Annotated in this window: 17 protein-coding genes; 7 read left to right on the top strand and 10 right to left on the bottom strand. The window is 40.4% G+C overall.

Translation table 11 applies throughout. The features are described from left to right. The first annotated feature begins 230 nt into the window (after positions 1–230). Both HC246_RS21785 and HC246_RS21780 read left to right on the top strand, forming a co-directional pair. Positions 231–1,592 carry a glycosyltransferase gene (locus tag HC246_RS21785; protein ID WP_169365523.1) on the top strand — a complete coding sequence of 454 codons (1,362 nt, stop codon included), beginning with the start codon at positions 231–233 and terminating at the stop codon, positions 1,590–1,592. Continuing rightward, positions 1,585–2,751, top strand: coding sequence for an NAD(P)/FAD-dependent oxidoreductase (locus HC246_RS21780; RefSeq protein WP_169365522.1), 1,167 nt, complete (start codon positions 1,585–1,587; stop codon positions 2,749–2,751). The genes HC246_RS21785 and HC246_RS21780 overlap by 8 nt, the downstream gene beginning before the upstream one ends. A gap of 142 nt (positions 2,752–2,893) precedes the next feature. On the opposite strand, the gene HC246_RS21775 is transcribed toward HC246_RS21780, so the two are convergent. The 3 genes from HC246_RS21775 to HC246_RS21765 form a co-directional block, all read right to left on the bottom strand. Continuing rightward, entirely contained in the window at positions 2,894–3,658 is a 765-nt protein-coding gene (locus HC246_RS21775; protein WP_169365521.1) for a retron system putative HNH endonuclease, read from the bottom strand. Next, positions 3,655–4,971 (bottom strand): AAA family ATPase, encoded by a 1,317-nt coding sequence (locus tag HC246_RS21770; RefSeq protein WP_169365520.1) that lies wholly within the window; start codon positions 4,969–4,971, stop codon positions 3,655–3,657. Before HC246_RS21770 ends, HC246_RS21775 begins: the two co-directional genes overlap by 4 nt. Before the next feature lie 83 nt (positions 4,972–5,054). Beyond that, positions 5,055–7,574, bottom strand: a complete 2,520-nt coding sequence (locus tag HC246_RS21765) for a U32 family peptidase (protein ID WP_169365519.1) — start codon at positions 7,572–7,574, stop codon at positions 5,055–5,057. A 184-nt stretch (positions 7,575–7,758) separates the two neighbouring features. Between HC246_RS21765 and HC246_RS21760 the strand changes: the two genes are divergently transcribed. Both HC246_RS21760 and HC246_RS21755 read left to right on the top strand, forming a co-directional pair. Further along, the gene (locus tag HC246_RS21760; protein WP_169365518.1) at positions 7,759–9,450 is read left to right on the top strand and encodes an AIPR family protein; all 1,692 of its coding nucleotides are present in this window, start codon (positions 7,759–7,761) and stop codon (positions 9,448–9,450) included. A 22-nt stretch (positions 9,451–9,472) separates the two neighbouring features. Continuing rightward, positions 9,473–10,666, top strand: coding sequence for a class I SAM-dependent rRNA methyltransferase (locus HC246_RS21755; protein WP_169365517.1), 1,194 nt, complete (start codon positions 9,473–9,475; stop codon positions 10,664–10,666). Positions 10,667–10,747: 81 nt separating this feature from the next. Here the strand turns inward: HC246_RS21755 and HC246_RS21750 are convergent, their stop codons facing one another. Next, entirely contained in the window at positions 10,748–11,431 is a 684-nt protein-coding gene (locus HC246_RS21750) for a hypothetical protein (RefSeq protein WP_169365516.1), read from the bottom strand. Continuing rightward, positions 11,428–12,354, bottom strand: a complete 927-nt coding sequence (locus tag HC246_RS21745; protein WP_169365515.1) for a M15 family metallopeptidase — start codon at positions 12,352–12,354, stop codon at positions 11,428–11,430. The genes HC246_RS21750 and HC246_RS21745 overlap by 4 nt, the downstream gene beginning before the upstream one ends. Positions 12,355–12,793: 439 nt before the next feature. Between HC246_RS21745 and HC246_RS21740 the strand changes: the two genes are divergently transcribed. Then, complete coding sequence (locus tag HC246_RS21740; RefSeq protein WP_169365514.1) at positions 12,794–12,982, top strand: hypothetical protein; 189 nt, start codon at positions 12,794–12,796, stop codon at positions 12,980–12,982. A gap of 107 nt (positions 12,983–13,089) precedes the next feature. Here HC246_RS21740 and HC246_RS21735 read toward each other — a convergent pair whose 3' ends face one another. From HC246_RS21735 to HC246_RS21715, 5 genes are all read right to left on the bottom strand, one after another. Further along, complete coding sequence (locus HC246_RS21735) at positions 13,090–13,479, bottom strand: VOC family protein (protein ID WP_169365513.1); 390 nt, start codon at positions 13,477–13,479, stop codon at positions 13,090–13,092. Positions 13,480–13,487: 8 nt separating this feature from the next. Continuing rightward, a complete protein-coding gene (locus tag HC246_RS21730) occupies positions 13,488–14,948 on the bottom strand; it encodes a folate/biopterin family MFS transporter (protein WP_169365512.1) in 1,461 nt (486 codons plus the stop codon). Between the two features lie 272 nt (positions 14,949–15,220). After that, positions 15,221–15,931 (bottom strand): YdcF family protein, encoded by a 711-nt coding sequence (locus HC246_RS21725; protein WP_169365511.1) that lies wholly within the window; start codon positions 15,929–15,931, stop codon positions 15,221–15,223. A gap of 102 nt (positions 15,932–16,033) precedes the next feature. Continuing rightward, positions 16,034–18,289, bottom strand: coding sequence for a GumC family protein (locus HC246_RS21720; protein WP_169365510.1), 2,256 nt, complete (start codon positions 18,287–18,289; stop codon positions 16,034–16,036). A 371-nt stretch (positions 18,290–18,660) separates the two neighbouring features. Next, positions 18,661–19,449: a WecB/TagA/CpsF family glycosyltransferase gene (locus HC246_RS21715; protein ID WP_169365509.1), complete on the bottom strand. Its 789-nt coding sequence runs from the start codon at positions 19,447–19,449 to the stop codon at positions 18,661–18,663. Between the two features lie 1,216 nt (positions 19,450–20,665). Between HC246_RS21715 and HC246_RS21710 the strand changes: the two genes are divergently transcribed. Together HC246_RS21710 and HC246_RS21705 are read left to right on the top strand one after the other, a co-directional pair. After that, positions 20,666–22,459, top strand: coding sequence for an ABC transporter ATP-binding protein (locus tag HC246_RS21710; RefSeq protein WP_169365508.1), 1,794 nt, complete (start codon positions 20,666–20,668; stop codon positions 22,457–22,459). A gap of 105 nt (positions 22,460–22,564) precedes the next feature. After that, a complete protein-coding gene (locus tag HC246_RS21705; RefSeq protein ID WP_169365507.1) occupies positions 22,565–24,199 on the top strand; it encodes a GMC oxidoreductase in 1,635 nt (544 codons plus the stop codon). Positions 24,200–24,280 lie beyond the last annotated feature (81 nt).

Raw genomic sequence — 24,280 nt, 5'->3', positions numbered from 1 at the left:
TTAAATTACTGTTTGTGTGAAGGGACAATGCCAAGCATTACCCCTTCACACTATATTAGCGATTTAACGCAAATGGTTGATTACTCTTGATTTCAGTCATTAAATGTAGCTGAAGCTACAAAATTATTCTTTTTTGGGATGTTCAGGTTTTGATAATTGTGAAAACCTTTGATGATAAAGCGGTATCCTGAGTATATTCATCTAAATATTTCGTAACATATAAACCGCAAATGCACGAGACTGACTTTCGTAGCAGCCTTCAGTCAGGAGGCAATTACCGTAGAATCAAGACAATCCTTGTTCTAATTATTGTTTATGGATTGACAATTGGTTTGCATTTTGCCCCTTGGTGGCGTTGGGTGCTACTGGGATTATTTGGTATTCATGCATTACGGTTAATTTTTGCGCCCCCTCTATCTGCGATCGCTGCAAATCCTGAAATTAATCATCAAAATGAGCGATCCTCAGAATTTCCATTTTTCTCTCTATTAGCTTCGGCAAAAAATGAGGAAGCGGTAATTGGAAATTTGGTGAAGAATCTCTGTCAAATCGACTATCCCAGCGATCGCTTTGAAGTGTGGATCGTTGATGACAATAGTAGCGATCGCACGTCCGATGTACTCAATCTCCTTAAGCAAAAATATCCACAACTGAAAACTTTGCGTCGAGGTGATGAGGCTCAGGGTGGCAAGTCAGGAGCATTAAACCAAGTTCTAGCTTTAACTAAGGGCGATATTATCGGGGTGTTTGATGCTGATGCTCAAGTGCCTGCGGATGTGTTGCGATCACTAGTACCAGTATTTCAACAGTCGAAAATTGGGGCAGTGCAGTTGCGAAAGGCGATCGCTAATGCGACGGATAACTGGTGGACAGCAGGACAATCGGCGGAAATGGCGCTAGATTTGTGCTTACAGGATTTGCGTGTGCGTGTTGGCGGTGTCGGCGAGTTGCGCGGGAATGGTCAATTTGTACGCCGTATTGCCCTCGATGATTGTGGCGGTTGGAATGAGCAGACTATTACCGATGATCTTGATCTCACCATTCGTCTACATCTATGCCAATGGGACATCGCCTGTTTAAATTTCCCTGCGGTACAAGAAGAAGGGGTCTTAACATTTAAACAACTCTGGCATCAGCGCAACCGTTGGGCAGAAGGGGGATTTCAGCGCTATCTTGACTATGGGAAACTATTGCTTAGTGGCAAAATGGGATTCTGGAAAACATTTGACGGTTGCCTATTTTATATCAATCAATATTTACTGACTGTTGCCTTCATTCCCGATACCATCGCTGCGATCGCTCTCAAGCATAATCCGATGTTACCCCCAATTGCAGGATTCTCACTTGCCCTCACGGCTGTGACAATGGCTGTGGCATTACGTCGTTCCTATCAAGTTTCATGGAGTCAAGCGATCGGGCAAACGGCTTCGGCAATGATCTATATGTTGCATTGGATTCCTGTGATCGCCTGTGTCACTTTGCGGATGTGCGTCCAGCCGAAGCTTCTCAAATGGGTAAAGACTCAACATCAAGGTGCTGGCGATAATTTATTAGAAGACATCGAACTGCAAGAGGTAAATAATAATGCCTGATTGGATTGTCATTGGTGGTGGAATTACAGGGCTAGCTCTGAGTTATGAACTGCAAAAAGCAGGATGCTCAGTATTACTCATTGAGCAGCATCAGCAACTTCAAGGCTCTAGCAGTCTTGGCTATGGCGGTATTTCCTATTGGGGTGCAACCACAGCGATTACCCGTATTCTCAGTGAAGAAGGAATTACCCGACAACGCAATTTATCTAATGAATTGGGAATGGATACAGAGTTTCGCGAGTTAGACCTCCTATTAACGCTGGAACCTGAAGCTGATTCCCAAGCAATTTTTGCTCAATATACCCACTGTGCGATCGCGCCGACCTTACTTGATGCCAAAGAAGCTCACGAACGCGAACCCTTACTCAATACTCAAGGAATTAGTGGCGCATTACAATTTCCCCATGCCCATCTCAATCTCGATTGTTTTGTTGAGGCTTGTACCATAGCTTTTCAAAGATTAGGTGGCAAAGTTATCTATGCCAAAGTTGAAAACTTGTTAATTTCAGGCGATCGCATTACTGGGGTAAGCACTACGGAGGGAAATTTTCAGGCTGCTCAGGTATGTGTCTGTGCAGGTGGAATGTCACGCACTTTACTCAAAGCATCAGGGATTAACGCCAGAATTTATTTTACCCATGCCGAAGCGATCGAGACGGAACCTGTAGATCTGGAATTACGCGCTATGGTTATGCCTGCTTCGACAAAGCGTTATTCCCTAGAAGCAGCTACAACTGACGCGGAAAAGGATCGACTGTGGGATATAAAAGGACAGGAACTTTTGCCACCTTCAATTGATGCGGGCGCAATTCAATTTCGTGATCGCCATGTCAGATTTGGGCAATTGAGCCGCGTTTTGACAGATCCCTACGCAGTGATCGATCCTGTTGAAAGCGAAGCAAATATTCGTGCTTCTGTGAGTCAGATTTTGCCAAAAGTAGGAGAACTAAAAGGTAAATGGCGACATTGTTTAGTTGCCTTCAGTAATGACAGCTTACCTCTCATTGGTGCAGTCAAGGAATATGAAAATCTCCACTTATTCTCAGGATTTACTAGTCCCACTGTCTATGCTTTGCCCTTAGCGCAAAGGTTTGCTGCCCATGTCACAGGTAAGCCCGATGAGATTATCCAACTACTTTCTCCCAATCGCTTTTTATAAGTCCCAGATCAAGGAATGAGGCGCTTCACATGTCCTTCCTTGATCTAGAGCTAAAATTTTAATTTGTTTCGCGGTAATGATGCGATCGTTTTGCCCACATTTCCAAATTTGAACTTAACTGCTGAACAAGTTTTGACCCCAGCTACCCCAAATAAGAAATAGTGGTTAAATGCTTTTCTGCACCTTCTCCTAGAATCCAACGAATAGTTGTGAAGAATGCTGGCCAGTCATGTTTGCCATCACCGAAACGTTCTGCGGCAATTTGCTTTTTTAGTAAAATTGGATTAATTAACCCATCATCTCGATCATCAAGCTCTTGGGTTATTTCGCTAATTATAGCTACTCTTTCATTTTTTAATCGTTGAACATTGAGTCCCAATTTTTGAATGGTGAATTGCACATATTCAATGGGAATACCAGCATTTTTACAAGCATTTTCGTCAGGTCTGATTTCACCATCTAAACTGCTAAAACGAAATAGTCTTAATATTGGTAATTCAAGGGGATTTAATAATTTGCCATCGGGAATAAAATCAGCTTTAGCAGCACTACAACAGGCAACTCTGTTGGGTGGTTGTGAGATTCTACGTTCATTTTCTTCTTCGGAAATATCAATAGTTTCCATACCTCCTCTACAATTGGCTAACATATTCTGCCAATCTAGATCGTAGTTGTTTTCTGGAGTGGATTGATTTCGCGGAATAAAATGCTCGACACAACGATCATTGGGATGAAGATCGATTTCACAATAAGCACAAAGTCCTTTTTGATCAATTACAAGTGTTTCACGGACAGAATTATAAGCACTAGTTCGTTTGAAACTTTTCCATGTTTTAGATTGAGAATTATTTTTCTTTTTGTATTTCTGAAACTCATCAGGTTCTGAAGATTTAAGCACATTTTTCATGCGGTCATTTCACGCTCCAATCGACGGATTTGCATGTCGGCTCTAGTAATATCTGGATCAAATGATTTCCAGTCTTGTAATTTATCTCGCAATCGTTTTGCTTCTTCTAAATTACCATTATCGATCGCGTCAAAAAGTGCTGTTAATGTCCTTGATTCTTCGGTATCTGGTCGTAAATTATCTAGCCCTAAAACATAGCGCACAACATCAGAGCTTTTCATGCCTCTAGTCGGTGAGGGACATTCTTTGATTTGATAATCTTCTAAAATTTTGACCTGATGGCGTTTTACAGTAGTGACAATTTCGGGGCTATGGGTGGTGGCGATGATTTGAGTATTAGGAAATACTTTGCGGAGGTCGGGAATAATTTTTTGTTGCCAAGTGGGATGTAGGTGTAAATCTATCTCGTCAATCATTAATACGGCTTTGGCTTCCAGTGGATTTTCCATCTCTGGGTTTGCTTGTGCCAATCGTCGTGCAAAATCCATCACAAGGGCTAACATATTGCGATAGCCTGTACTTAGTTGACTTAGTGATAGTTCTATTTTTTCGCCTACCTCATTTTCCCATTCAACCATTAGTTTGGCTGAAGTTGTCTGCGAAAAATATACACGGGCATGAGGAGCAATAATAGTAGAAATCGCTTTACGTACCTGCTTCAAATCAGAAAGTTCAAAATTAATGTCTCCCTTTTTTTTGCCTTCTCTTAGCTCTTGAAATTCACGGACAAAAAGCCAGTTAGCTAAATCTGTAAAATTAGCTGTTGCATCAAAAGCATTTTTTAAAATATCAAATCTATCAAAAGATTTATTTGAAATATTTTCAATATCAGTAATGTTTGTTAGGTTTCGATTTCCTCTGTAGTAAGCAATGGTAAAGAGATAGGATTCTATGTCATTATTAAGAACGTTCAAATAGCTGTTAATACCCTGACGAATTGTTTGAAACCAAGGATCTCCATTACTTACACTTAAACGTGCAGTATCATCAGTAATTTTTTTATAGTAATTAATTGTCCAACTTGGAAACTCTGTAGTTAAAACAGTAAGTTCTATCTTGTTATTTGTTTTGTCATCAGATCTAATCGGCAAATCTTGTTGAAAGACAAAAGGTTTGTCTAGAGAATTGGACTCTTTTCCTACTATTTGTTTAAACTGATTTGTATAAGGATACATAGCCGCCGCGATCGCATCTAATACTGCACTTTTACCAGAGCCATTATTGCCAACAAATATATTTACATCTGGATTTAAGTTGACCGTCAGATCTTCAAAACATCGAAAGTTTTTGATTTTAACTTGTTGAATGTGCATTTTGAATATTTTTATTGCAGATTAATTATCTATATATACTTACTATAAAAGATGTTAAGTCAGTTTTAAAATCGTCAAAACGTTTACTCCTCTAAAGAACCACGAGTTACACCGAGTTGATTTTGTAACTTTAAATCTTTCCAAAGCTTAGAGCCAGAAATTTTGCCAGCTAAAAGTTGTTGATAGCGGTTAATTGTTTCTAATACTTGCGAAGGCGACTCATTAACAAACTCTAAACGGAAATGTCGCACACCTATTTCTAGAAAGCGTTGCACGAATTCTGCACCCGTTTGAGCAGTGCTATTAAATACAGTATTTCGACAGCCTGCATCCGCTAATAAGACATGTTCGGCTCCTGTGCGATCGCGCAATTTTACCTCATGCTTATCACAGGGACGACCGCAATTAGTGTAATCAGTTCCCTCCGAGAGAAAGGCACAAAATACACAATGCTCCATGTGGAACATCGGCATATGTTGATGGATGGTGATTTCAAACCATTGGGGAGGACATTTTTTGAGTAAGGATTCTAATTGATGGATGCTGAGATCGTAGGAAGCAGTGAGGCGTTCTAGGGGAAAAGATTGCTTGAAATAATTGGCGGTTAAAGGATTGGCGATATTAAAAGAGAAGTCAGCGATGATTCTTGATTCGGCAAAAAATTGTAAATGGTCGTAATTGCGAATCAGATAGCCATCGGCATTACTAGAGAGAACTTGCTTGAGAATATAGTTCTCATTGGGCTTGGTAATGCGTGGTGGAGCAACCCAAATACTCGGTGCATGGGTAGCTTGTCTTGCCATTTCCATCGCAGTCCGATAGGATGTAGGGTCTTCAAATTCGCAATAAATAGTGGAAATATCGGTAGTGAGAACTGCTTGTAATTGTTCTAAATTCCGCACTAAAACAATAGCTTGGGGAGCAATCTCAGGACTAGATTCAGTCTTGGGTAACAAATCAGTATAGGAATGAGAATTTAATTGCCAACGCTTCGGACTGCTGCGAAGGATATCTAACTGCTCGACCAGTTCGCGACGGATACGATTTAGCTCACTGACGGGAAGCATCACCGCACCTTGCAAATGATTGTGCAGAGTTCCCAAACAGAAAGGCGTATTTCCCAATCTTCCCAACTGATCTGTTAAACGTTCTGTTGTTAAGGGTTTATTATTCGCTTCCTCTAACGACATTGTAGAATCCACTTGAGCGATATTTCCTTGAGCATCACGGGCGATCACAGTTAGAGCCTGCCCAATTTCGCCATGAATTTCGATGTCAATGGGACGCTGAAAGAGAATCTTTTCGCTGGTGTAGGTTTGGCGCAATTGTTTATCGAGTTCAGGATCGTTGGTTTTCCAGAGGAGATCGCCTACGCGCACACGCCGCAAATCCACATCGCGCCGCCCAAAGGTGACAATGGTATCTTTTCCTCGCAATTCACTGCAATTCACTGCATAGATACGTCCACCTTCTTCGCGATCGGCAGGTTTACCCGCATCGAAAACGACACCATCTCCTGCTTTAAGTGGAGCTTGTAACCGTAGCACCACCTGTTTATCGCGCCCATCGCGAATCTCGGTAATTTCGCCCAAATATACGCCGCGCTTTTTGCCAAATCGGGCATGGACAAGGGCTTGATTGTCGATACCATCTAGCCAACCTGTGTATAGACCTCGCGAAAATGCCATTTCTAATTGGTAGCGATCGCCTGCACTAACCTGATTTTCTAAACCTTGCACCACGCGATCAATGGCTTGGCGATATACCTGCGTCACACTTGCCACATATTCAGGATGCTTCAAACGTCCTTCAATTTTCAGGGATACCACTCCCGCCTCGATCAACTCTGGCAGAACTGCCAGCCCTGCCAAATCTTGAGGACTGAGCAGATAGCGCCGATCGCCTAAATCTATCGGCTGACCATCGACAATCATTTCGTAGGGCATCCGACAGGCTTGGGCGCATTCGCCACGATTTGCCGATCGCCCGCCCAAGGATTCACTGGTCAAACACTGTCCCGAATAGGCGACACACAAAGCCCCATGCACAAACACTTCTAGGGGTAGCGAAATTTGGCGATCACCGATCTGTTTTTGGATTTTACGGATTTCGGCGATCGAGCATTCTCGCGCCAACACCACCAAATCGCATCCCAAAGACTTGGCAAACTCAACACCTGCACCACTAGTCACCGTCATCTGGGTTGAGCCATGAATCGGGAAATCGGGCGACAAATGGCGAATTAAGCGGCACAAGCCCACATCCTGCACGATCGCTGCATCCACTCCCGCCGCAATAATCGATCGCAAATAGGATTCCACCGAGCCTAATTCTGACGTAAAAATCAAGGTATTGAGGGTCACATATCCCTTCACGCCGCGACGGTGCAGAAATGCCATCAAATCAGGCAAATCCGCTTCTGTAAAGTTGTGCGCCCGCATCCGCGCATTAAATTTTTCCAAGCCAAAATAAATAGCATCCGCCCCATTTTCTACTGCTGCCTTTGCACATTCCCAAGTCCCCGCAGGCGCAAGGAGTTCAGGAGCTTTAATTATGGGACTTGTAAGCTCAGTCTCTAGGGATATTGTAGGATTGACAGTCATAGGGAAAATGTGGAGTGCTATTCTATTCTAGGCTAATACACAAGTCTGCAAGTGGCGATGCTATTTGTAGATGCTCAAGTAGGGGCTTTGCAGTAAACCAAGTTTTGTATGGCTCGACGGATTCGCGTCATCCCAAACTTGGTTCATTATTAAATCGCAGATTCACCTTGACCATCTCAATTCCATGAATATAAATGCTTCTATCATTGATCAACGCTTAGCATCTGTAATAGATAATATTCGCCAACAAGCTAGTGAAGAACTTCGCATTCGTGATGAGGCAAAGCTCAAATCACTGGCATTTGTGTACTTATGTGTCAAGACTATTTTAGATTTAGAAGACGAGCAAACCTTTGATTGTTTAACCGAAGGTGGGGGAGATTTTGGCGTAGATGCTATGCATATCTCTGAGGAGCATGATGGAGAGTTTACAGTTAGTTTATTTCAAGCCAAGTATAAGAATAATTTAGAGGTAAATTCTAATTTCCCTGAAGATGGGATCGAAAGTCTGATCAATGCCATTAAGTATTTGTTCAATCCTACTGCCCGACTGGATTACATTAATCCGAGACTTCTTGCCAAGGTCGAAGAGGCACGTAGTTTAATTCGTGATGGATATATTCCTCAAATTCGTGCCTTAGCTTGTAATAATGGATTGAAATGGAATAATGCTGCCCAAGAAGCAATTGATCGCGCTGGCTTTGGGGATCAAGCGACATGGGAACATGTCAATCACGATCGCCTTGTCAACATTCTGCAAGCATCGAAACCCGTCAAAGACACCTTACAGTTAAGTGGTAAAGCGATCGTCGAAGATATGAGCTTTAGCCGAGTGCTTGTGGGCAGGATTTCCGTAACGGAAATCGCATCTTTAATTGAAAGACATGGAGAACGGCTACTTGAAAGGAATATTCGTCGTTATTTAGGATTACAAGGTAATCGTGTTAATGAAGGTATTCGTGATACTTTGAATAGTGAGGAAAAAGATAATTTTTATTTTTATAATAATGGAATCACATTAATTTGCGATAAATTTTCTTATAACGGATTGCAAGACAGTAATTACAAAGTACGTGTTGAAAATCTCCAAATAATTAATGGTGGACAAACCTGTATGACGATATCTAAAACCATACAGGAGCCAAACTTATTCCAAAAAATCTTACCCCAAGATACTCAAGCTTATGTCTTATTAAGACTCTATGAATTACCGAGTGATAATCTTAATCTCGTCCAAAAGATTACCTATGCTACTAATAGCCAAAACCCAGTAGATCTTAAGGATTTACGTGCTAATGATGATCTGCAACAAAGATTAGAAATAAGTATTCAACAATTAGGATATAACTATCGGCGTAAGCGTTCTGAAACTGGTGCTAGATCTACAGATATTAGTTCAGGAGTGGCGGCAGAGGCAGTACTATCTGTTTGGCGAGAAAAACCGCACCAAGCTAAATTCTTTTCGCGTGAACACTTTGGTAAGCTATACGATTCAATCTTTACCGAGAATCTCAATGGAGCGCAAGTAGTTCTAGCTGTGCAACTATATCGACTTGCCGAAAATCGACGCAAGCGCCCAGAACCGCAAGATCCCGACTTTATTCGTTATGCTTCATGCTTTATTGCGATGCAAATGGGAAAGAGACTGCTCCACGATCTCCAAATTAAAATGAATGATATTAGTCATCTCAATTTCCATCAAGCTCAAAAATTGATTGAACAAAATGGAGAAGCATATTTTAATCATGCAGTACAGGATATTCAACAAGCTCTCGAGTCTTTGTATGGTAGTAATGAAACTTCCCTACAGCAACTATCTGCTACTTTCCGACGTGGTGATTTAATCGATAAACTTCAACAAATAAAAATCAACTAGTAACTGTATTAAGAACAAATTAATGGCAAAGCTGCGCGAAATTATTGTTTCTACTCAACTTAAAGAACGTTTGGCTCAAGGACATCCTTGGATTTATCGAGACAGATTGCCTAGAGAAGCACGTTTTGAGACGGGGGAATGGGTGCGGGTCAAGTGTGGCGGCTGGACAGGGTTTGGACTCTGGGATAACAAAGGGCCGATCGCGATTCGGATATTTTCGCAGCGACAGTTACCCGATCCGCGTTGGTTGAAAGCGCGAGTACAAGCGGCATGGGAACTGCGATCGCCTTTGCGCGAACAGAACTGCACCGCTTATCGATGGCTTTTTGGTGAGGGGGATGGCTTGGCAGGGATTACCGTTGATCTGTATGGGGAATATGCGGTGGTGCAAACCTATATGGAGGGGGCAAGCGTTCTCCTTGATTGGTTAGTGAATGCCTTGTTAGCGGTGGTTCCCTTACAGGGAATTTTATGGCGGACAAAGCATTTAGAGAATTTTGAAAGTGAAAATCCGCAAGAGAGCAAAACTCAATTGCTATGGGGTAAAGAGCCGAAGGGAGATATCACGGTCAAGGAACATGGGCTATTGTTTCAGGTCAATTTGCAAACTGGACAAAAGACGGGGCTATTTCTCGACCATCGCGAAAACCGTCGCTTTGTCGGGGAAATTAGCCAAGGTAAAACGGTACTGAATTGTTTTTCCTATACGGGGGCATTTTCGCTCTATGCCCTGCGTGGTGGCGCTAGTCATGTTACTAATGTCGATATTGGCAAACATTTAGCGTCTGTTGCCGATACGAATGTGCGGTTGAATAATTTCGATCGCGATCGCCACAATTTTGTAACTGCGGATTGTTTTGATCTGCTGCATCGCTACGCACAAGAGCAACAAACCTTTGATATTGTGATCCTCGATCCACCCACTTTTGCCAAGAGTAAGCAAAATCGTTTTGCGGCAATTCGTGCTTATACCAAGCTAAATGCGATCGCCCTTAAATGCGTCGCGCCCAATGGTTTACTAGTTTCAGCAAGTTGCACTAGCCAAGTTAGCCCCGAAGCCTTTAAGGAAATGCTTGCCACTGCTGCGGAATCGAGCGATCGGCGTATCCAAATTATCCATGAAGCAGGACAACCCATCGATCATCCTGTCCCTGCCGCCTTTGCTGAAGGGCGTTATTTAAAGTTTGTAGTCGGTAAAGTTAATCAGATTGTCTAGTCAAATACTCCCTTCCCACTAAAGAATTAGGGTTGCAGAGCAAAGCGCCGCAACCCTAATCTTTTAAAGGTGCAAAGCACCTTATTTGATAGTTAGAGCCGCCTGCTCGATTGTTTGATAACAGGCTTCGATGGAAGCTCCATTTTGCATCTGTTCCGCAAGGGCAATTAAAACGGAACGGCGATCGCCAAGTAAATTTTTGGCATTCAGTAATGCCCAACGTTCTTGCACCATTGGATTTGGCAAACTCGAAATAGCTTGACGTAAACGCTGAATATCATCTAAGCCGCCTTCCGTTTCGCCTTCGCACATGAGTTGCTCGGCAGCGATTCCTGCCATGTAGACGGTGCAATAACGATCTAGGAGATTGACGGAATTAGCAGAATGATCTACTTCAATTTCTACGCCGCCTTCGATACCGTTAAAACTTTCGCTAGCTAAGACTTCCCCCAAAGATTGACCGACAATTCCCGCGATCGCATAGTTGATCACTTTAAAGCCCAAGACATGCGCCGCCAAAAAATGCCCTGCTTCGTGATAGGAAACACGCTCGCGGTATTTAGGATCTCTTGCCCTCAGCCATGCTTGTGCGTATGCACCAAATTTACCTTGCCAAAAGCCAATGTCAATACCCCATGCACTGATTAAGGCAATTGCGATCACCGCAGGGACAATCGGCGATAAACCCACCATCGTACCGACGAGGGACATCATGGTGATCGTAAAAATGGCGATCGCTAGTAAATCAGTGGTGGTAACGTTCATGACTTTTTAATAAACGAACCACTACGAGGTTGCTTTTTGTAGAAAGTAGCCAGACTGTCATCATCACCGACAAAGCGCCAATGCCAAGGCTCATACATCACACCCTGAGAATTGTTTGGAGGGAATGACATTTCAAAGCCGTACTTAGCTGCATTACTTTGGAGCCATTGAAAAGCGGCAGTTTTCTCGAAACTGGTTGAAAGATTGGCACTTGGTACAGATGCGTCACCAATATCCATCGCATAGCCCGTATGATGCTCACTATGCCCGGGGGGCGCACTGACCTTAGCGCGTTGGGCTGGGGTCTGATTGCGTTGCTTACTAATCTCAAAGAAAAGTTGCTGCTGCTCAGCGATCGTCCGAAATCCAGAAATCACCGCAAAATCAACACCATCAGCTTTGGCGGCTGCCTCCATACTCAAATAACTTTTTGCCGCCGCCTCCCTCAGTTTGATTTCATAGCCGTCACTCGCTCTACTAATGGTGCGTAGTTGATTGGCAGGAGCTTCTTTGTAAGGATGATGTCCAAAGAGATCGGGAGGACTATCAGGCTCATTGGCAACTACGTCAGGATTATCACTGGCGGCTTTATTAGCTGGAGTTGCTGTATTTGTACTGATAAATGGTGCAACTGTCGGAATAGGTGAAGGACGCTCGGTTTGAGGTTCTGATTTTGGCTCTGAAGCAACTTTTTCCGATGGGGACACATTTGCTTGCGGGGCATTGGTGGCATTGGCATTTAGCGCAAACCAAATGCGGGTGCTCACGATCGGCGAGAGAAAGGCTAATACTGCTAAACCATATCCCCACCAAGGAACCGCCTGTAGCGATCGCACAACAGGATTGGCTGGTACTTGCTTTTGGGGCGATCGCTGGGGATCGCTGACCCTCTGGGCAATGGGGATATCGTTTTGGGTAGGCATAGGTGTTGCAAACCTTTAAAGTTTTAACCACAGTTAAATATATATCAGTAAATCTCAAAATTAGAATTCGCTTAAAGTGTGAATTCTAAATCTCATAACAAGACACAAAATAGGTAAGCCTCATTTCGTATCTCAATATAACTAAGTGATCGCTTTTCTGTTGATATAGCGTTTTTCAATCAAGCGAGGTACATAGATTTGTTTCCCCGCCAAAGGCGGGGAAACAAATCTATACTTCACTAGACTGGTAAACGCTATATAAAATAATAGGATTACTTTTAGTGAGTAAATCTTAATGCTTGAAACATTGACTTACACTTTTGCTATAGGCTCCTTTGTGGGGATAGTATGCGGTTTCATTGCAGGACTTCATGAGAGATCTATGATACTAGGGATTTTTGTTTTTATAGGGGCTACACTATTTTGTATCGTCTCTGTGATGGGATTTGTATACTTACTAGATTTAGCAGTACGATCGCGGGGCGGTTTGCAACGTTCTTCAGACAGCCCTCCTGCTGCGGCTGAAGGTGTAGGACTAGTTTTATTACCTTTAATGTTAATTCCCTTAGCTTTAACGGGAGCATTTCTTGGGGCAATGGTCTATCATCTGTGGCGAAAAAAACATTGATGATATAGAAATGTAAGAGATAGCTAGGAGAGAGTTGCGGCACGAATTGCCGCAACTCTCTCCTAGAATTTATTCCATGACTTGAGCGGTTTAGCGAAATCAGTACCTTAGTTCACAACTTGTACAATTTCCAGAAGATTGCCATCAGGATCTCTCAAAAATAGAATTCTTTGTCCCCAAGGCATAACTTGTGGCGGTGCAATTATGTCCACATTATGACGAGTCTGCCGATCGCATAATTCTTGGTAGACCAGATCGAGATCATCAACGGTCATTGATAGTAAAAAGGGATTACCACTGATAATTTGCTTACCACGATCGCCAAATAATTTTGGCAACCAACTGCGATCATAAAGTCCTATTTTCAGATTGCCACTATAACCCTCAGCACTATCAGGTTTAGCAGGTTTCTCAAAGCGAAATCCTAACGCATCGCGATAAAAGATTAGAGATCGCCCCACATCAGAAACAAATAAAGCAATGTAGTCGATTTCCATTTTTTAATCTATGGATTTTCTTGTAAAACCACTTCAGGTTGCTCGCCAGCCAATGGATTTTTGATGTCTAAAGATTGCGACTCAGGTAAAGCTGTCGTTTGATTAGACTGGTGAAACTTACCATTCTTTTCGTCAGGCAACCATTTTAAGAATGGCAGTGGCAAGAGACTACTGATATTCGCAATTGTAATCAATAACCAAAGATTATCGAAATTGGATTCCGTAACCCCTAGAAAATGGGTTAGCACAGCCCCTAATTGAAATGAACAGAGCGCTGAGATATTAATAACCGACATCAACAACGCAAATAAAGTCGCTTCGATCCCTTCAGGGCAAAGCCTTGCTGCCAAAACCAAAACAGGCATAAACGCAATTCTGCCCGCAACCGTCAAAATCAGACTATCACCAAGACTAAACCAGCGATCGTCAATGCCTAAGGCTCTATTGGTATGGGTCACAAGTAATAAACTGGTTAGTCCTAAAACTGTGGAAATAATCGTAGTCCAAAAGAAAATTTTGCGGGTTGGTACTGCTTTAAAAAAGCGTTGAAATAGCCATACGCCGAGTAAACCTGCCCAGCTTGCAAAGAACTTGATTGTCCCTAAAAATTCAGGGTTAAACTTCAGTTCATTAGTAGTGAAATAGAAAAACGCAGTATCTGAACTGGGCGTTGCTTGCCAGATAAACAAGAAAAGTGTCGGGAGCCAAATGGCTTTGTTGGTAAAGGCTTGGCGTAACTGACCAAAGTTAAACTTCAGCGACATCCATAACTGTGAATTTCGAGATAGAGCCGCAGGTGTCGCCGATTCAAGATTAGTTGCCGATTTGTCAGGCGCAACAATATATACCGTGGACATCGGTGGATCAGCGATCGCAAAGGCAGAAATCCCTACCAATAGAGGCAAAATTGCCGTAATCTCAAATACAAACTTCGCACCGAAATGCTCTAGCAAATATCCACTCAAATAGGCAGACATAATTGCGCCAATGGATGAGGCAATCCAGCTAAATGACTGCAAAGATCCTGCATCTCCCTCTGGCTCCAGTCTTGCGCGCTGCACAATCAAGGCATCAGTAATTGCATCCGAACAAGCTAGTGAAAGAGAACCGAAGGCAATCATGGCGATCGCCCAAAACGGAGTTGCCACCCATAGCCCCATACTTGACCATGCAAAAATCCCTAGCACACTTGAAATTAGTAGGTATGGGCGGCGGCGATAACCAAATATAGGGAATCCGTCGGAAATCAGACCATAGAGGGGCTTAATTGTCCAAGGGATCATTGTAATTCCCACCATTGATGCAACTTCCGCAGGGCTAAGACCTAAGTCATCCTTAAGAAAGAAACTGACGGCAAGCTGCGAGATTGCCATTGCGCCTTGGACAAAATAAATAATAGCGATCGCCCCTAACTCTAGGTCAAACGAGTGACCTCGTAGCCTTTTGAGCCAGTCTGATTGAATTAGCACGATACAATTGCCTAAATATTAAGAAACTTTAATCTCAGTATATTTTAGCCCCTATCGAAAAAATCACATCTACCGATCAGGCAATACTCAAAACTAAATTAATTTAGTTTTGAGTATTGCCGTAAAACCTCAATATAAATTCTTTGCTACGAACTACTCAGAGCTATAGCTATAGCCAATCAAGTTAAGCTATAAAACCAAGAAGAGAGTTGTGTCGCGAAGCGCCGCAACTCTCTTCTTGGTTCCAGCTATCAACTAGATGCGACTATACTTTAGATGTTAATTCGGCAATTCCAATTCTTAAGGCGATCGCTAACCTTTTCAGATGGATTCACAATTTCTTCTTGAGTTCTATTTCTTAAATACCCATTCCATTGATAATGAATTAAAGCTGCGTATTCTCGTAAAACAGCCTTGAGTTGCTTATTATTACTCCATTGCACAGGTAAAGGAATCATACGAGGAATAACTTTAAACCCATAGCTTTGAAATAAAATTTGCGATCGCAACATATGTGGAACATCAGTTACCAGTAAGATTTTCTGAATACCTTGTGGGTAAAGTAATGCTGTCGTAAATTGAGCATTTTCTTCCGTACTCTGCGAGCAACTTTCTCCACTAATTTTGAAATGGGGTACTCCTTTTTGTTTTAGATGTGTAGCAATTTCCTGAGCATCCAGCATTCCACTAACAAATATTTTAGGAGCACGCTTCTGTTGCCAGAGTTCATTACCTAAATCCACTCGTGGCGATCGTAAGGATTCACCTCGTCCTAAAATCACAATAGCATCAGCATTCTCTCCAGAGTCTTGAGGAATAGCAAAAGTCAACCCTTGGCTTGCCAAAGCAAGCATAATTGGAGAAGTTATAAATAGGTAAAGCAATCCGATAATAGCTAATGGCAGTACAAATCGTCGTTTCCACGATCTAGAACTAATCAACCACAATAACCAAATAACAGCAAAAAAAATCAAGGGTTCCATAATCTCTTAAGAGATATCTTCACGTATGGAAGCATCTACCTAAAGGCAAATATTAGAGTAATAAGGGTAACTTGCAAAGATGTAATAATAATTTTATTTAATCTAATACAGACTATAGGTTTTATTGAGATCAGCATCATAATCTTTTGAACCATTCACAATTACCCCAAAGACTCCTATTGGAGAATTGCTTAGTAGGTCTAGAGCCTGTGTCAGATTAGAAGCTTTAGCCTTATCCAATCCAACCACAATAACAATACCATCTGTTTTTGCAGCAATCAATTTTGAGTCAACCAACCCTAATAAAGGAGGAGTATCATAAATTACTAAGTCAAAACTTTCCTGAAATAATTGCATCAAATTCTGCATTTTTTGGGAGGAAAGTAACCGCGTCGGATCTGGGGGTATTTGTCCAGAAGTAAGAATCGATAAGTTTGGTTCAATAGGCGATCGCTGTAATACCTGGTCAAAAGTTAGATCCGTGGAAATTAGATTACTAAGTCCAAGAGTATTGCTGAGTAACAATTGTTCATGGATATTGGGGCGACGCAAGTCTGCATCTACTAATAGAACTCTTTTGCCCAATGCTGCTGCTGCCTGTGCTAAGTAGACAGAAGATGTTGATTTACCTTCACTTGGCATAGAGGAACTAATAACGATAGAACGAACTTCTAAATCAGGGTTAAGTAAACGAATATTGGTATAAAGTGCTCGGAAAGCTTCTAAAAAGATAGAAGTCATATAATAAGGTTTTATAGAACTAGAATCAGACTTTCGCCCCTTAGTTGCTCGATTTATCCAATATTTTAAGTTCACAATTTTTGTTGGTTTCCCAAGGGTATGTAAAGCCTCATTCTCTATCAAGTTTCGCTCTAAAGGAATAATTTCCGAAGTATCATCTATAATTTCCTCTTGATTTAAGTCTGAGTTAAATGGAATCACTCCTAAAATAGGCAATTTAGCGACATCTTTAACTTCATCTGGTGTACGTAATAAATTACTCAATTTGTCTAGCAGTAGAGCCAATCCAGAACCTAACAATAGCCCCAGTATTGCTCCTAGGACTCCATTCCGTTTAACATCAGCGGATGAAGATACAGGGTCTTTTACTGGAGTCAAAATTTGCCAAGGTGTTTTACGTTGTCCAGCATCAATACGTAAAGCCTCGCGCTTTGTTAAAAACTGGTTGAGATTATCGTTAGTAATTTTAATTTCTTGCTGAATATCGGTATATTGTCGAGATATGCTAGATAACTGTTTTACTTCCTGATTTAGCTTCTCTTCTACTTGTGCTAATATTTCGCTACGTGCTTCTAAATCTCTAATGCGACTTGCAACTAGCTCTTTAGCTCTTTCCTCTTCAAGACGTAATAATGGAATCAAATTAGCACGTTGATCCTTTAATGCTTGAACTTTATCAGTATTTTCTTGATATATGCTCAGTTCCTTGGCAATTTGACCATCTACAACTTGGATCTGCGTTAAAATTGCTTGATATCTTGGGTTGTCTTGGAGCAGTGATGATACCTTAGTTTCATCCACTGGTTCAGATACTTGCCGACTTAGATCTTGGTATAGCGAACGTGCTTCATCTAGTTTGACTTTAGTTTCTAGCTTCTGTTGAGCAATAGTACTAGTTTCTGCCGCTAGTTGTTTACTACTGGAATCTGGATCAATAAGATTATATTGTTGTCTAAAAGTTTGGAGTTTATCCTGAAGATTACTAACTCTCTCTTGGACTTGTGGTAATTGAGAATTTACAAAGTCAAGTCCTTGTTGCACGTCAGATAAACGCTCTTCCAAACTATAGGCAAGATATGCCTGAGAAACTAAATCGAGAATTTCCTTGACTTTTTTAGAGTCTTTATCCTGATAACTGACACTTAAAACTTGATTTTCTGTCTTTATCGTTAGACCTTCAGCCAGGCTATCATCATCAATATTTGGGTATTTTGCCTTTAGCTTTTCCGCGATCGGAGTAAGAATTCTAGAACTCTTTAATATTTTTAATGTCGTAGGGCTAATAGCTTCTTTAGTATCCTTTGTAGCTTCTGTATCTCTATTATTTAGGGTTACAGCAGAAATAACACGAGTCTCTTCCGTGATCGGTTTGGCTAAAATTTCAAATCCAGATTGGTAATTTGGTTTACTCGTAGCAGACCTAAATACAGCTAAAGAAGTCACTACAATAGTTACACTAGCAATTACAGGTAATCGTCTCTGCAAGGATTGCAATACATTTCCAAATTTTAACCCACCCTCATCATCTACCGATTGTGCATTCGCTAAATTAGTTGTCCAAAAGCGCTTCACATCACTTTTTTGAGGTGATATTTGAGAATGTTGTTCACTTTGCATGTTGATTTCCGTACATACGAGGATTAAGTGATCAGTGCTAACTCTAAGTCAAGGATGATCTCAAATTAGTCTCTAATTTGCATTGTATACACTTAAGGAATATATATATCTTAACCCATTAGAACTTGGATTTAATTTACGGTAATAAGCTTGACCGAGTCAATATATATCCTTGTATCACTACAAGTAAATATAGCTATAGCCATGTTTATTAGCTTGTATAAGCCTTAAATAGGTAGTGTTTTTACTATCTATTTAAGGCTTATTTTTTAGTAGTTGTATACAGCATCTTAACCTGATGTCATAACCTAGTAAATCCCAAAATGCTTGTAAGGAAAGCATTTTGGGATTTATTTAGTATCTATAAAGCCTTAATTAAGTGTATTGCGTTTCTGCTGGTTAATACTAGAATAAACAACTTGTTTAATCATCAGCCATATAAAAATAGGAATAGTTGTAGCGTAACGTTTCCAGAGCCTACGAGGTTCTTGAGAAAGTCGAAATACCCACTCTAACCCAGACACTTGCATAAACTTTGGAGTTTCTTTGAGTACTCCAGCATAAACAGGAAAAACTCCGCCTACTCCAATCATAACAGCTTGAATTTTGTCACGATGCTGTGCCATCCATAACTCTTGCTTAGGGCATCCTAGGGCAACAAATAAAATTTTTGCTCCACTGGCATTTACGATTTGTACCATATCCATATCTGCTGTATTAGACAATGGGCGAAATGGCGGAGATTCGGTTCCAGCTACCTTCAAATCAGGAAACTCTGTTTGTAATCTTTGGCTAATTTTATCAAGTACATAAGTCTCTGATCCCAGCAGAAAGATACTAATTTGGTTTGTCTGTGCCTGTTTACAAACTGCTTGAAAGATATCCATACCCGCCACTCTCTGAGCTTTTTGATGCCCTAGCATCTTCATCATCCACACTAAAGGCATACCATCAGGTGTAACTAAATCAGCATCTTTCAGTACATCTGCAAAAGGAGAATTTTGCCAAGCTTCAACTAACATATGAACATTAGCAACACAAACCATCTTACTTAAGCTTTTATTCGCCCAGTCTATCATCAGATTGATTTGCTCGTCGAAGGATAATATAGATACAGGAGTAACTATTAAATTTTGGCTAGGAATAGCATCTTTATGCATATGCAATGAACTTTCTTAAATTATAACGTAGTAAGCTTTTTATAAGGGATAGGAAATAATCATGAAATCAAACAGGCAAGTATACAGGTTCAAATCCATCAAATAAACGCTTTTAAAAACATTTTTGATTCCTACCATAAAACAGATGTATTAATCATTTTAACAGATAAATTTATCTATTATTCTGAACTATAAATATTGACATCAACAGCAAAGCCAACAAAACTTTACAAATCTTATCATATTTCTTGACCGCATTACTTGTACAAAACGATTTTAGATTTATAGTTGATGTTACAAACAGAAAAAGATTGTTTTTTATTAAGGTATTTTCTAATTTATCTGCTTGTTGAAACACTTAATTATAGATTAATCCTAACTCTTTACTTGGTACATATCTTGGCAAAGAGAACAAGAGCTAAAAATATTTGCAAACCAAGACAAAATAACCTTATAACTTTTTCATAACTTTTATATAACCTCAGTTTGGGGAATTTATGTATAAATTGAAATGAGTATTTTTATAAAAACATATTGAAATATTCAGAGTAGGTGTATTTGATAAAATCATTTCTTTTATAACTATATTATGCTAGTCAACAGGCTTTTTAGTATCTAGTTGCTCACAAGAGATTAAATTACGTTTGAAGACAAATTCGTTTAAGTAGTCTAAATTACAAAACTCCTGCCTTTCATTTTCTTGATTGTGAGATTTGCCACTGGTTATCTAATAGAGAATAGATCCTAAAATACCCATCTTTTACCAATGAAAAGCGCGCAAATACATCAATCATTCTTTAGATGATCAGAGCCTGAGATTTGATAGGTTTTGTTTTAGTGTTTTGATTTCAGCACCTTCGACTTGATTTTTGACAGTAGTCAACATGAATATGGCAGTTCAGCAAATCAGCAAATATGTCCTGTTAAAACAATTTGGGCTTTTTTAAAAACTAGATAGAACTTCACAAATATTTCTTTGCCATCTTCTTGAGAGTATATCTGGAATAGTCAAAATAATTTGATTATTATTATTTACTTTAAAATATTATGAACTTACAGTAATCATAAAATAATTTGGAATTTGGGTGCATACTTAAGTCCAATCACTGGTATATTTATATAAATTATTTTTCATAAATTTAAATTTCTTGTGTTTTAGGTTAAAATATTTTTTAAAAACTATTTCCCCAAATCCTATATAAGGATACGTTGATTAATGAAGTATCTGTCACAATTTTTGTTTGTCATATCAACTAGAAAAATAGATCTTCTGCTAATTGTATTTTTCTTCGTTGTTATATCTTTGCTGGATGCCATAGGTATAGGTTTGATTGGTCCATTTATTGGCTTAGCTGTAAAGCCAGAGACGATTGAACGTAGCGCATGGCTATACAGTCTTTATGGATATCTCAACTTAAAAAGTATTAATCAATTCATTGCACTAATTGGATTAGCAATTATTATCCTTTTTTACTTTAAGTCATTTCTCTACTATCGAATCCAGAATTATGTATTAAAGTTTTGCTATACACAGCAAGTATGGCTTCGACTCAGGATGTTGCGTACTTATCTATCATTACCTTACACATTTTACTTAAAAACAAACTCAGCACATGTAATTCAGAATATCGGTACAGAGTCTGCTAACTTTACTTATTCGATCGCAGTGCCACTTCTCAACTCAATTGCTAATGCATTTGTCCTAGCTGTTATTTTGCTGTTAATGGCAAAGACTGATCTACTGGCGACAGTTAGTATTTTTGGAATACTTTTAGTAGCAATCGTACCATTTCACTACTTTAGGCATAGGGTTGCGCTTTGGGGCAAGGAAGGTTTAGAAGCTAATACAGAAACAATTCGAGTTGTCAACCATGCAATTGGAGGGTTAAAGACGACAAAACTGATTGGTTGTGAGAGCTTTTTTGAAAATCAGTTACTTGCACAAGCTAATAAGTACTCAAAAGCGGCTAGTCTATTTCACTCCTTCCAACAACTTCCTCGAATTGTTGTCGAAGCGCTTTTGATTACATTTGTAGTTGGTTTTGTATCTTTATCACTAGTTATTGCCGAACGTTCTGACAGCTTAGTTTCTGTCTTGGGTATTTTCGCGATCGCATCGGTAAGGATTATTCCATCAGCTAGTCAGTTGTTAACCTGTATGGGAGTCTTACGGAATAATAAACCCACCCTTGATAGAATCTACTTAGATTTAAAGGAATTAGAAACCCCAGAGTCATTAAAGTACCTAGGAATGTCTAGGAAAGTAAATTCCTCAAAAACAACTCAAGTTCATCCTTTTACAGACAAAATTGTTATCGACGAGCTAAGTTATTCATATCCTGGGGCTGCCAGACAATCCTTAAAAGATGTTTCTTTGACAATTCGCAAAGGAGAGTCAATTGCGCTAATTGGCAAATCAGGCGCAGGTAAAACAACTCTCAGCGATATATTCTTAGGTTTATTAATACCTGAATCTGGAGATATTCAAGTTGATGGTGAGTCGATATACAAAGACCTGAGATCTTGGCAAAATCTAATTGGCTATATTCCCCAGTCTATTTTCTTAATGGACGATACTATTGAAAGGAATATTGCATTTGGCATACCTGATGAACAAATTGACAAACAAAAATTAGACGCTGCAATTAAAAAATCACAACTTACAGAGTTAATTGAGCAATTGCCTGAGGGTGTGCATACTTTTGTTGGCGAGAATGGAGTGCGTCTATCTGGAGGTCAACGTCAGAGAATTGGTATTGCAAGGGCGCTCTACTACGAGCGCGAAATTTTAGTCTTAGACGAGGCGACATCTGCCTTAGATAATGAAACTGAAAGTTTAATCAGTGAAGCGCTTAGAGAACTGGGACGTACAAAAACAATGATCGTGATTGCTCATCGATTAACAACCGTTGAACATTGTGATCGCGTCTATGAAATGAGTAATGGACAAATTGTGCGATCTGGTAGTTATCAAGAAATTGTCATTGAGGGGCAAAGCCATGATGATTAATATTCTTTACTAATTATGGTTATTTTTACGTTGAACAAATGCTAATGCGAAAATAACCATAACCGATTCTGTTTGTGATTTTGAAGTCTACATTAAAAGCCGCTCATGATTATTGATGCAAGATCGCTATCCCCTGAAGAAACGCTAGAAACCCATGTTTGTATTATTGGCTCTGGTCCATCAGGGCTTACCATTGCTCGTGAGTTTGCTAATCAAAATTTTCAAGTAGCTGTCCTAGAAAGTGGTGGTTTTGAATTTGATCCAGAGATTCAATCCCTCAGTGATGGTAATGCCGTTGGTGATGCTTATCCCGTAGTCAGTAGTACAAGGTTGCGTCAATTTGGCGGCACTTCTCATACTTGGGAAGGGCAAAATGGTTATCAAGAATATGGATTTCGTTGTCTTCCACTAGATGAGATCGACTTTGAACAAAGGGATTGGCTGCCTTATAGTGGTTGGCCATTTACAAAAAAGCATCTTGATCCCTTTTATGAAAGAGCACATCAAGTTTGCCAAATAGGACCCTATGCTTATAAGCCTGAAGATTGGGAAGATCGCCGCGCCGTACGTCTACCTTTTAAAAGCGATCGCATTGGCACATCTATGAGCCAGTATGCACCTCGGTATCCATTCACAGAGGAATACCCTAGGCAGATTAGGCAAACTGATAACATCACCACAATAATTTATGGCACTGTTGTGGAGATCGTCACTGATGAAAGTAATCAGACTGTGACAAGTCTGCGTATTGCTGCATCAAAGGATAAACAATTTTGGTTAAAGGCAAAGATCTTCATTTTAGCAACTGGAGGTTTAGAGAATGCGCGCCTGTTACTAGCATCTAACCAACAACAAACACTAGGCTTAGGTAATCAAAATGATGTAGTGGGGCGATATTTCATGGATCGTCCAATTCTGAGCTGTTCATTGATTCCTTATGACCATCGCCTTTTAGAGCAAACAGCCCTTTATGACATCTACCGCACCAAAGGTATTCCTGTAATGGCAAGGGTGCGCCTCTCGGAAGAGCTGATGCGGCAAGAACATATCTTGAACAACGGTGCTCAGCTTTTCCCCAGGCCCCAAGAACGTCAGAGGAAAGCAACCCTAGCATTACGCTCTATGATTTTGGCAATACGGGATCGCAAACCCTTGCAAGATATCACCAAAAATTTGAGTACAGTTTTAAGTGGCAGTGACTATATTCTTGCTGCAGGGTTCTGGGCAGGCATTAGAAAAATTCCTGCTCTACGTCGTGGTGATTGGTCTTATTTGCCCTATGAAAAAATGAGATTTTCACAATTTGAAATTTTCTACCAACTGGAGCAAGCGCCTGATCCCAATAACCGCATTACTTTGAGTGCAGAGAAAGATTTCCTAGGACAAAATAAAGTTGAAATTCAGTGGCGATTAAATCCCATTGATATTCAAAATGCTATTCGGGTACAGGAAATCTGGGCAGAAGAATTCGATAAAGCTGGGCTTGGTAAATTAGAGTTTGCTAACAAACGCGAAAACTGGAAATTTGAAAACTTGGCAATGCATCACCATATGGGCACAACTCGTATGAACAATGATCCTAAACAAGGCGTTGTTGATGCTAATTGCAAAGTTCATGGTGTTTCTAACTTGTTTGTTGCTGGTAGTTCTGTCTTTCCCACAGCAGGTTACTCTAACCCAACTCTCACCATCATCGCTCTATCCCTAAGACTAGCAGACCATATTAAAACCTTGATATAGCACAGCACAGTACAGAAGGTTGTTTCCACAAACCAGTACTTCATTAGACTGAGAAACACTATATAGATTCCATCATGTACT

Source organism: Pseudanabaena yagii GIHE-NHR1, assembly GCF_012863495.1.
Classification (GTDB): Bacteria; Cyanobacteriota; Cyanobacteriia; order Pseudanabaenales; family Pseudanabaenaceae; genus Pseudanabaena; species Pseudanabaena yagii.
The sequence above is the reverse complement of the archived record's forward strand: the minus strand, read 5'-3'. Positions and strand labels throughout refer to the sequence as shown.

Coding starts and splice junctions, on each gene's coding strand:
- HC246_RS21785 (WP_169365523.1), top strand. CDS start 231: ATGCACGAGACTGACTTTCGTAGCAGCCTTCAGTCAGGAGGCAATTAC.
- HC246_RS21780 (WP_169365522.1), top strand. CDS start 1,585: ATGCCTGATTGGATTGTCATTGGTGGTGGAATTACAGGGCTAGCTCTG.
- HC246_RS21775 (WP_169365521.1), bottom strand. CDS start 3,658: ATGAAAAATGTGCTTAAATCTTCAGAACCTGATGAGTTTCAGAAATAC.
- HC246_RS21770 (WP_169365520.1), bottom strand. CDS start 4,971: ATGCACATTCAACAAGTTAAAATCAAAAACTTTCGATGTTTTGAAGAT.
- HC246_RS21765 (WP_169365519.1), bottom strand. CDS start 7,574: ATGACTGTCAATCCTACAATATCCCTAGAGACTGAGCTTACAAGTCCC.
- HC246_RS21760 (WP_169365518.1), top strand. CDS start 7,759: ATGAATATAAATGCTTCTATCATTGATCAACGCTTAGCATCTGTAATA.
- HC246_RS21755 (WP_169365517.1), top strand. CDS start 9,473: ATGGCAAAGCTGCGCGAAATTATTGTTTCTACTCAACTTAAAGAACGT.
- HC246_RS21750 (WP_169365516.1), bottom strand. CDS start 11,431: ATGAACGTTACCACCACTGATTTACTAGCGATCGCCATTTTTACGATC.
- HC246_RS21745 (WP_169365515.1), bottom strand. CDS start 12,354: ATGCCTACCCAAAACGATATCCCCATTGCCCAGAGGGTCAGCGATCCC.
- HC246_RS21740 (WP_169365514.1), top strand. CDS start 12,794: ATGGGATTTGTATACTTACTAGATTTAGCAGTACGATCGCGGGGCGGT.
- HC246_RS21735 (WP_169365513.1), bottom strand. CDS start 13,479: ATGGAAATCGACTACATTGCTTTATTTGTTTCTGATGTGGGGCGATCT.
- HC246_RS21725 (WP_169365511.1), bottom strand. CDS start 15,931: ATGGAACCCTTGATTTTTTTTGCTGTTATTTGGTTATTGTGGTTGATT.
- HC246_RS21720 (WP_169365510.1), bottom strand. CDS start 18,289: ATGCAAAGTGAACAACATTCTCAAATATCACCTCAAAAAAGTGATGTG.
- HC246_RS21715 (WP_169365509.1), bottom strand. CDS start 19,449: ATGCATAAAGATGCTATTCCTAGCCAAAATTTAATAGTTACTCCTGTA.
- HC246_RS21710 (WP_169365508.1), top strand. CDS start 20,666: ATGAAGTATCTGTCACAATTTTTGTTTGTCATATCAACTAGAAAAATA.
- HC246_RS21705 (WP_169365507.1), top strand. CDS start 22,565: ATGATTATTGATGCAAGATCGCTATCCCCTGAAGAAACGCTAGAAACC.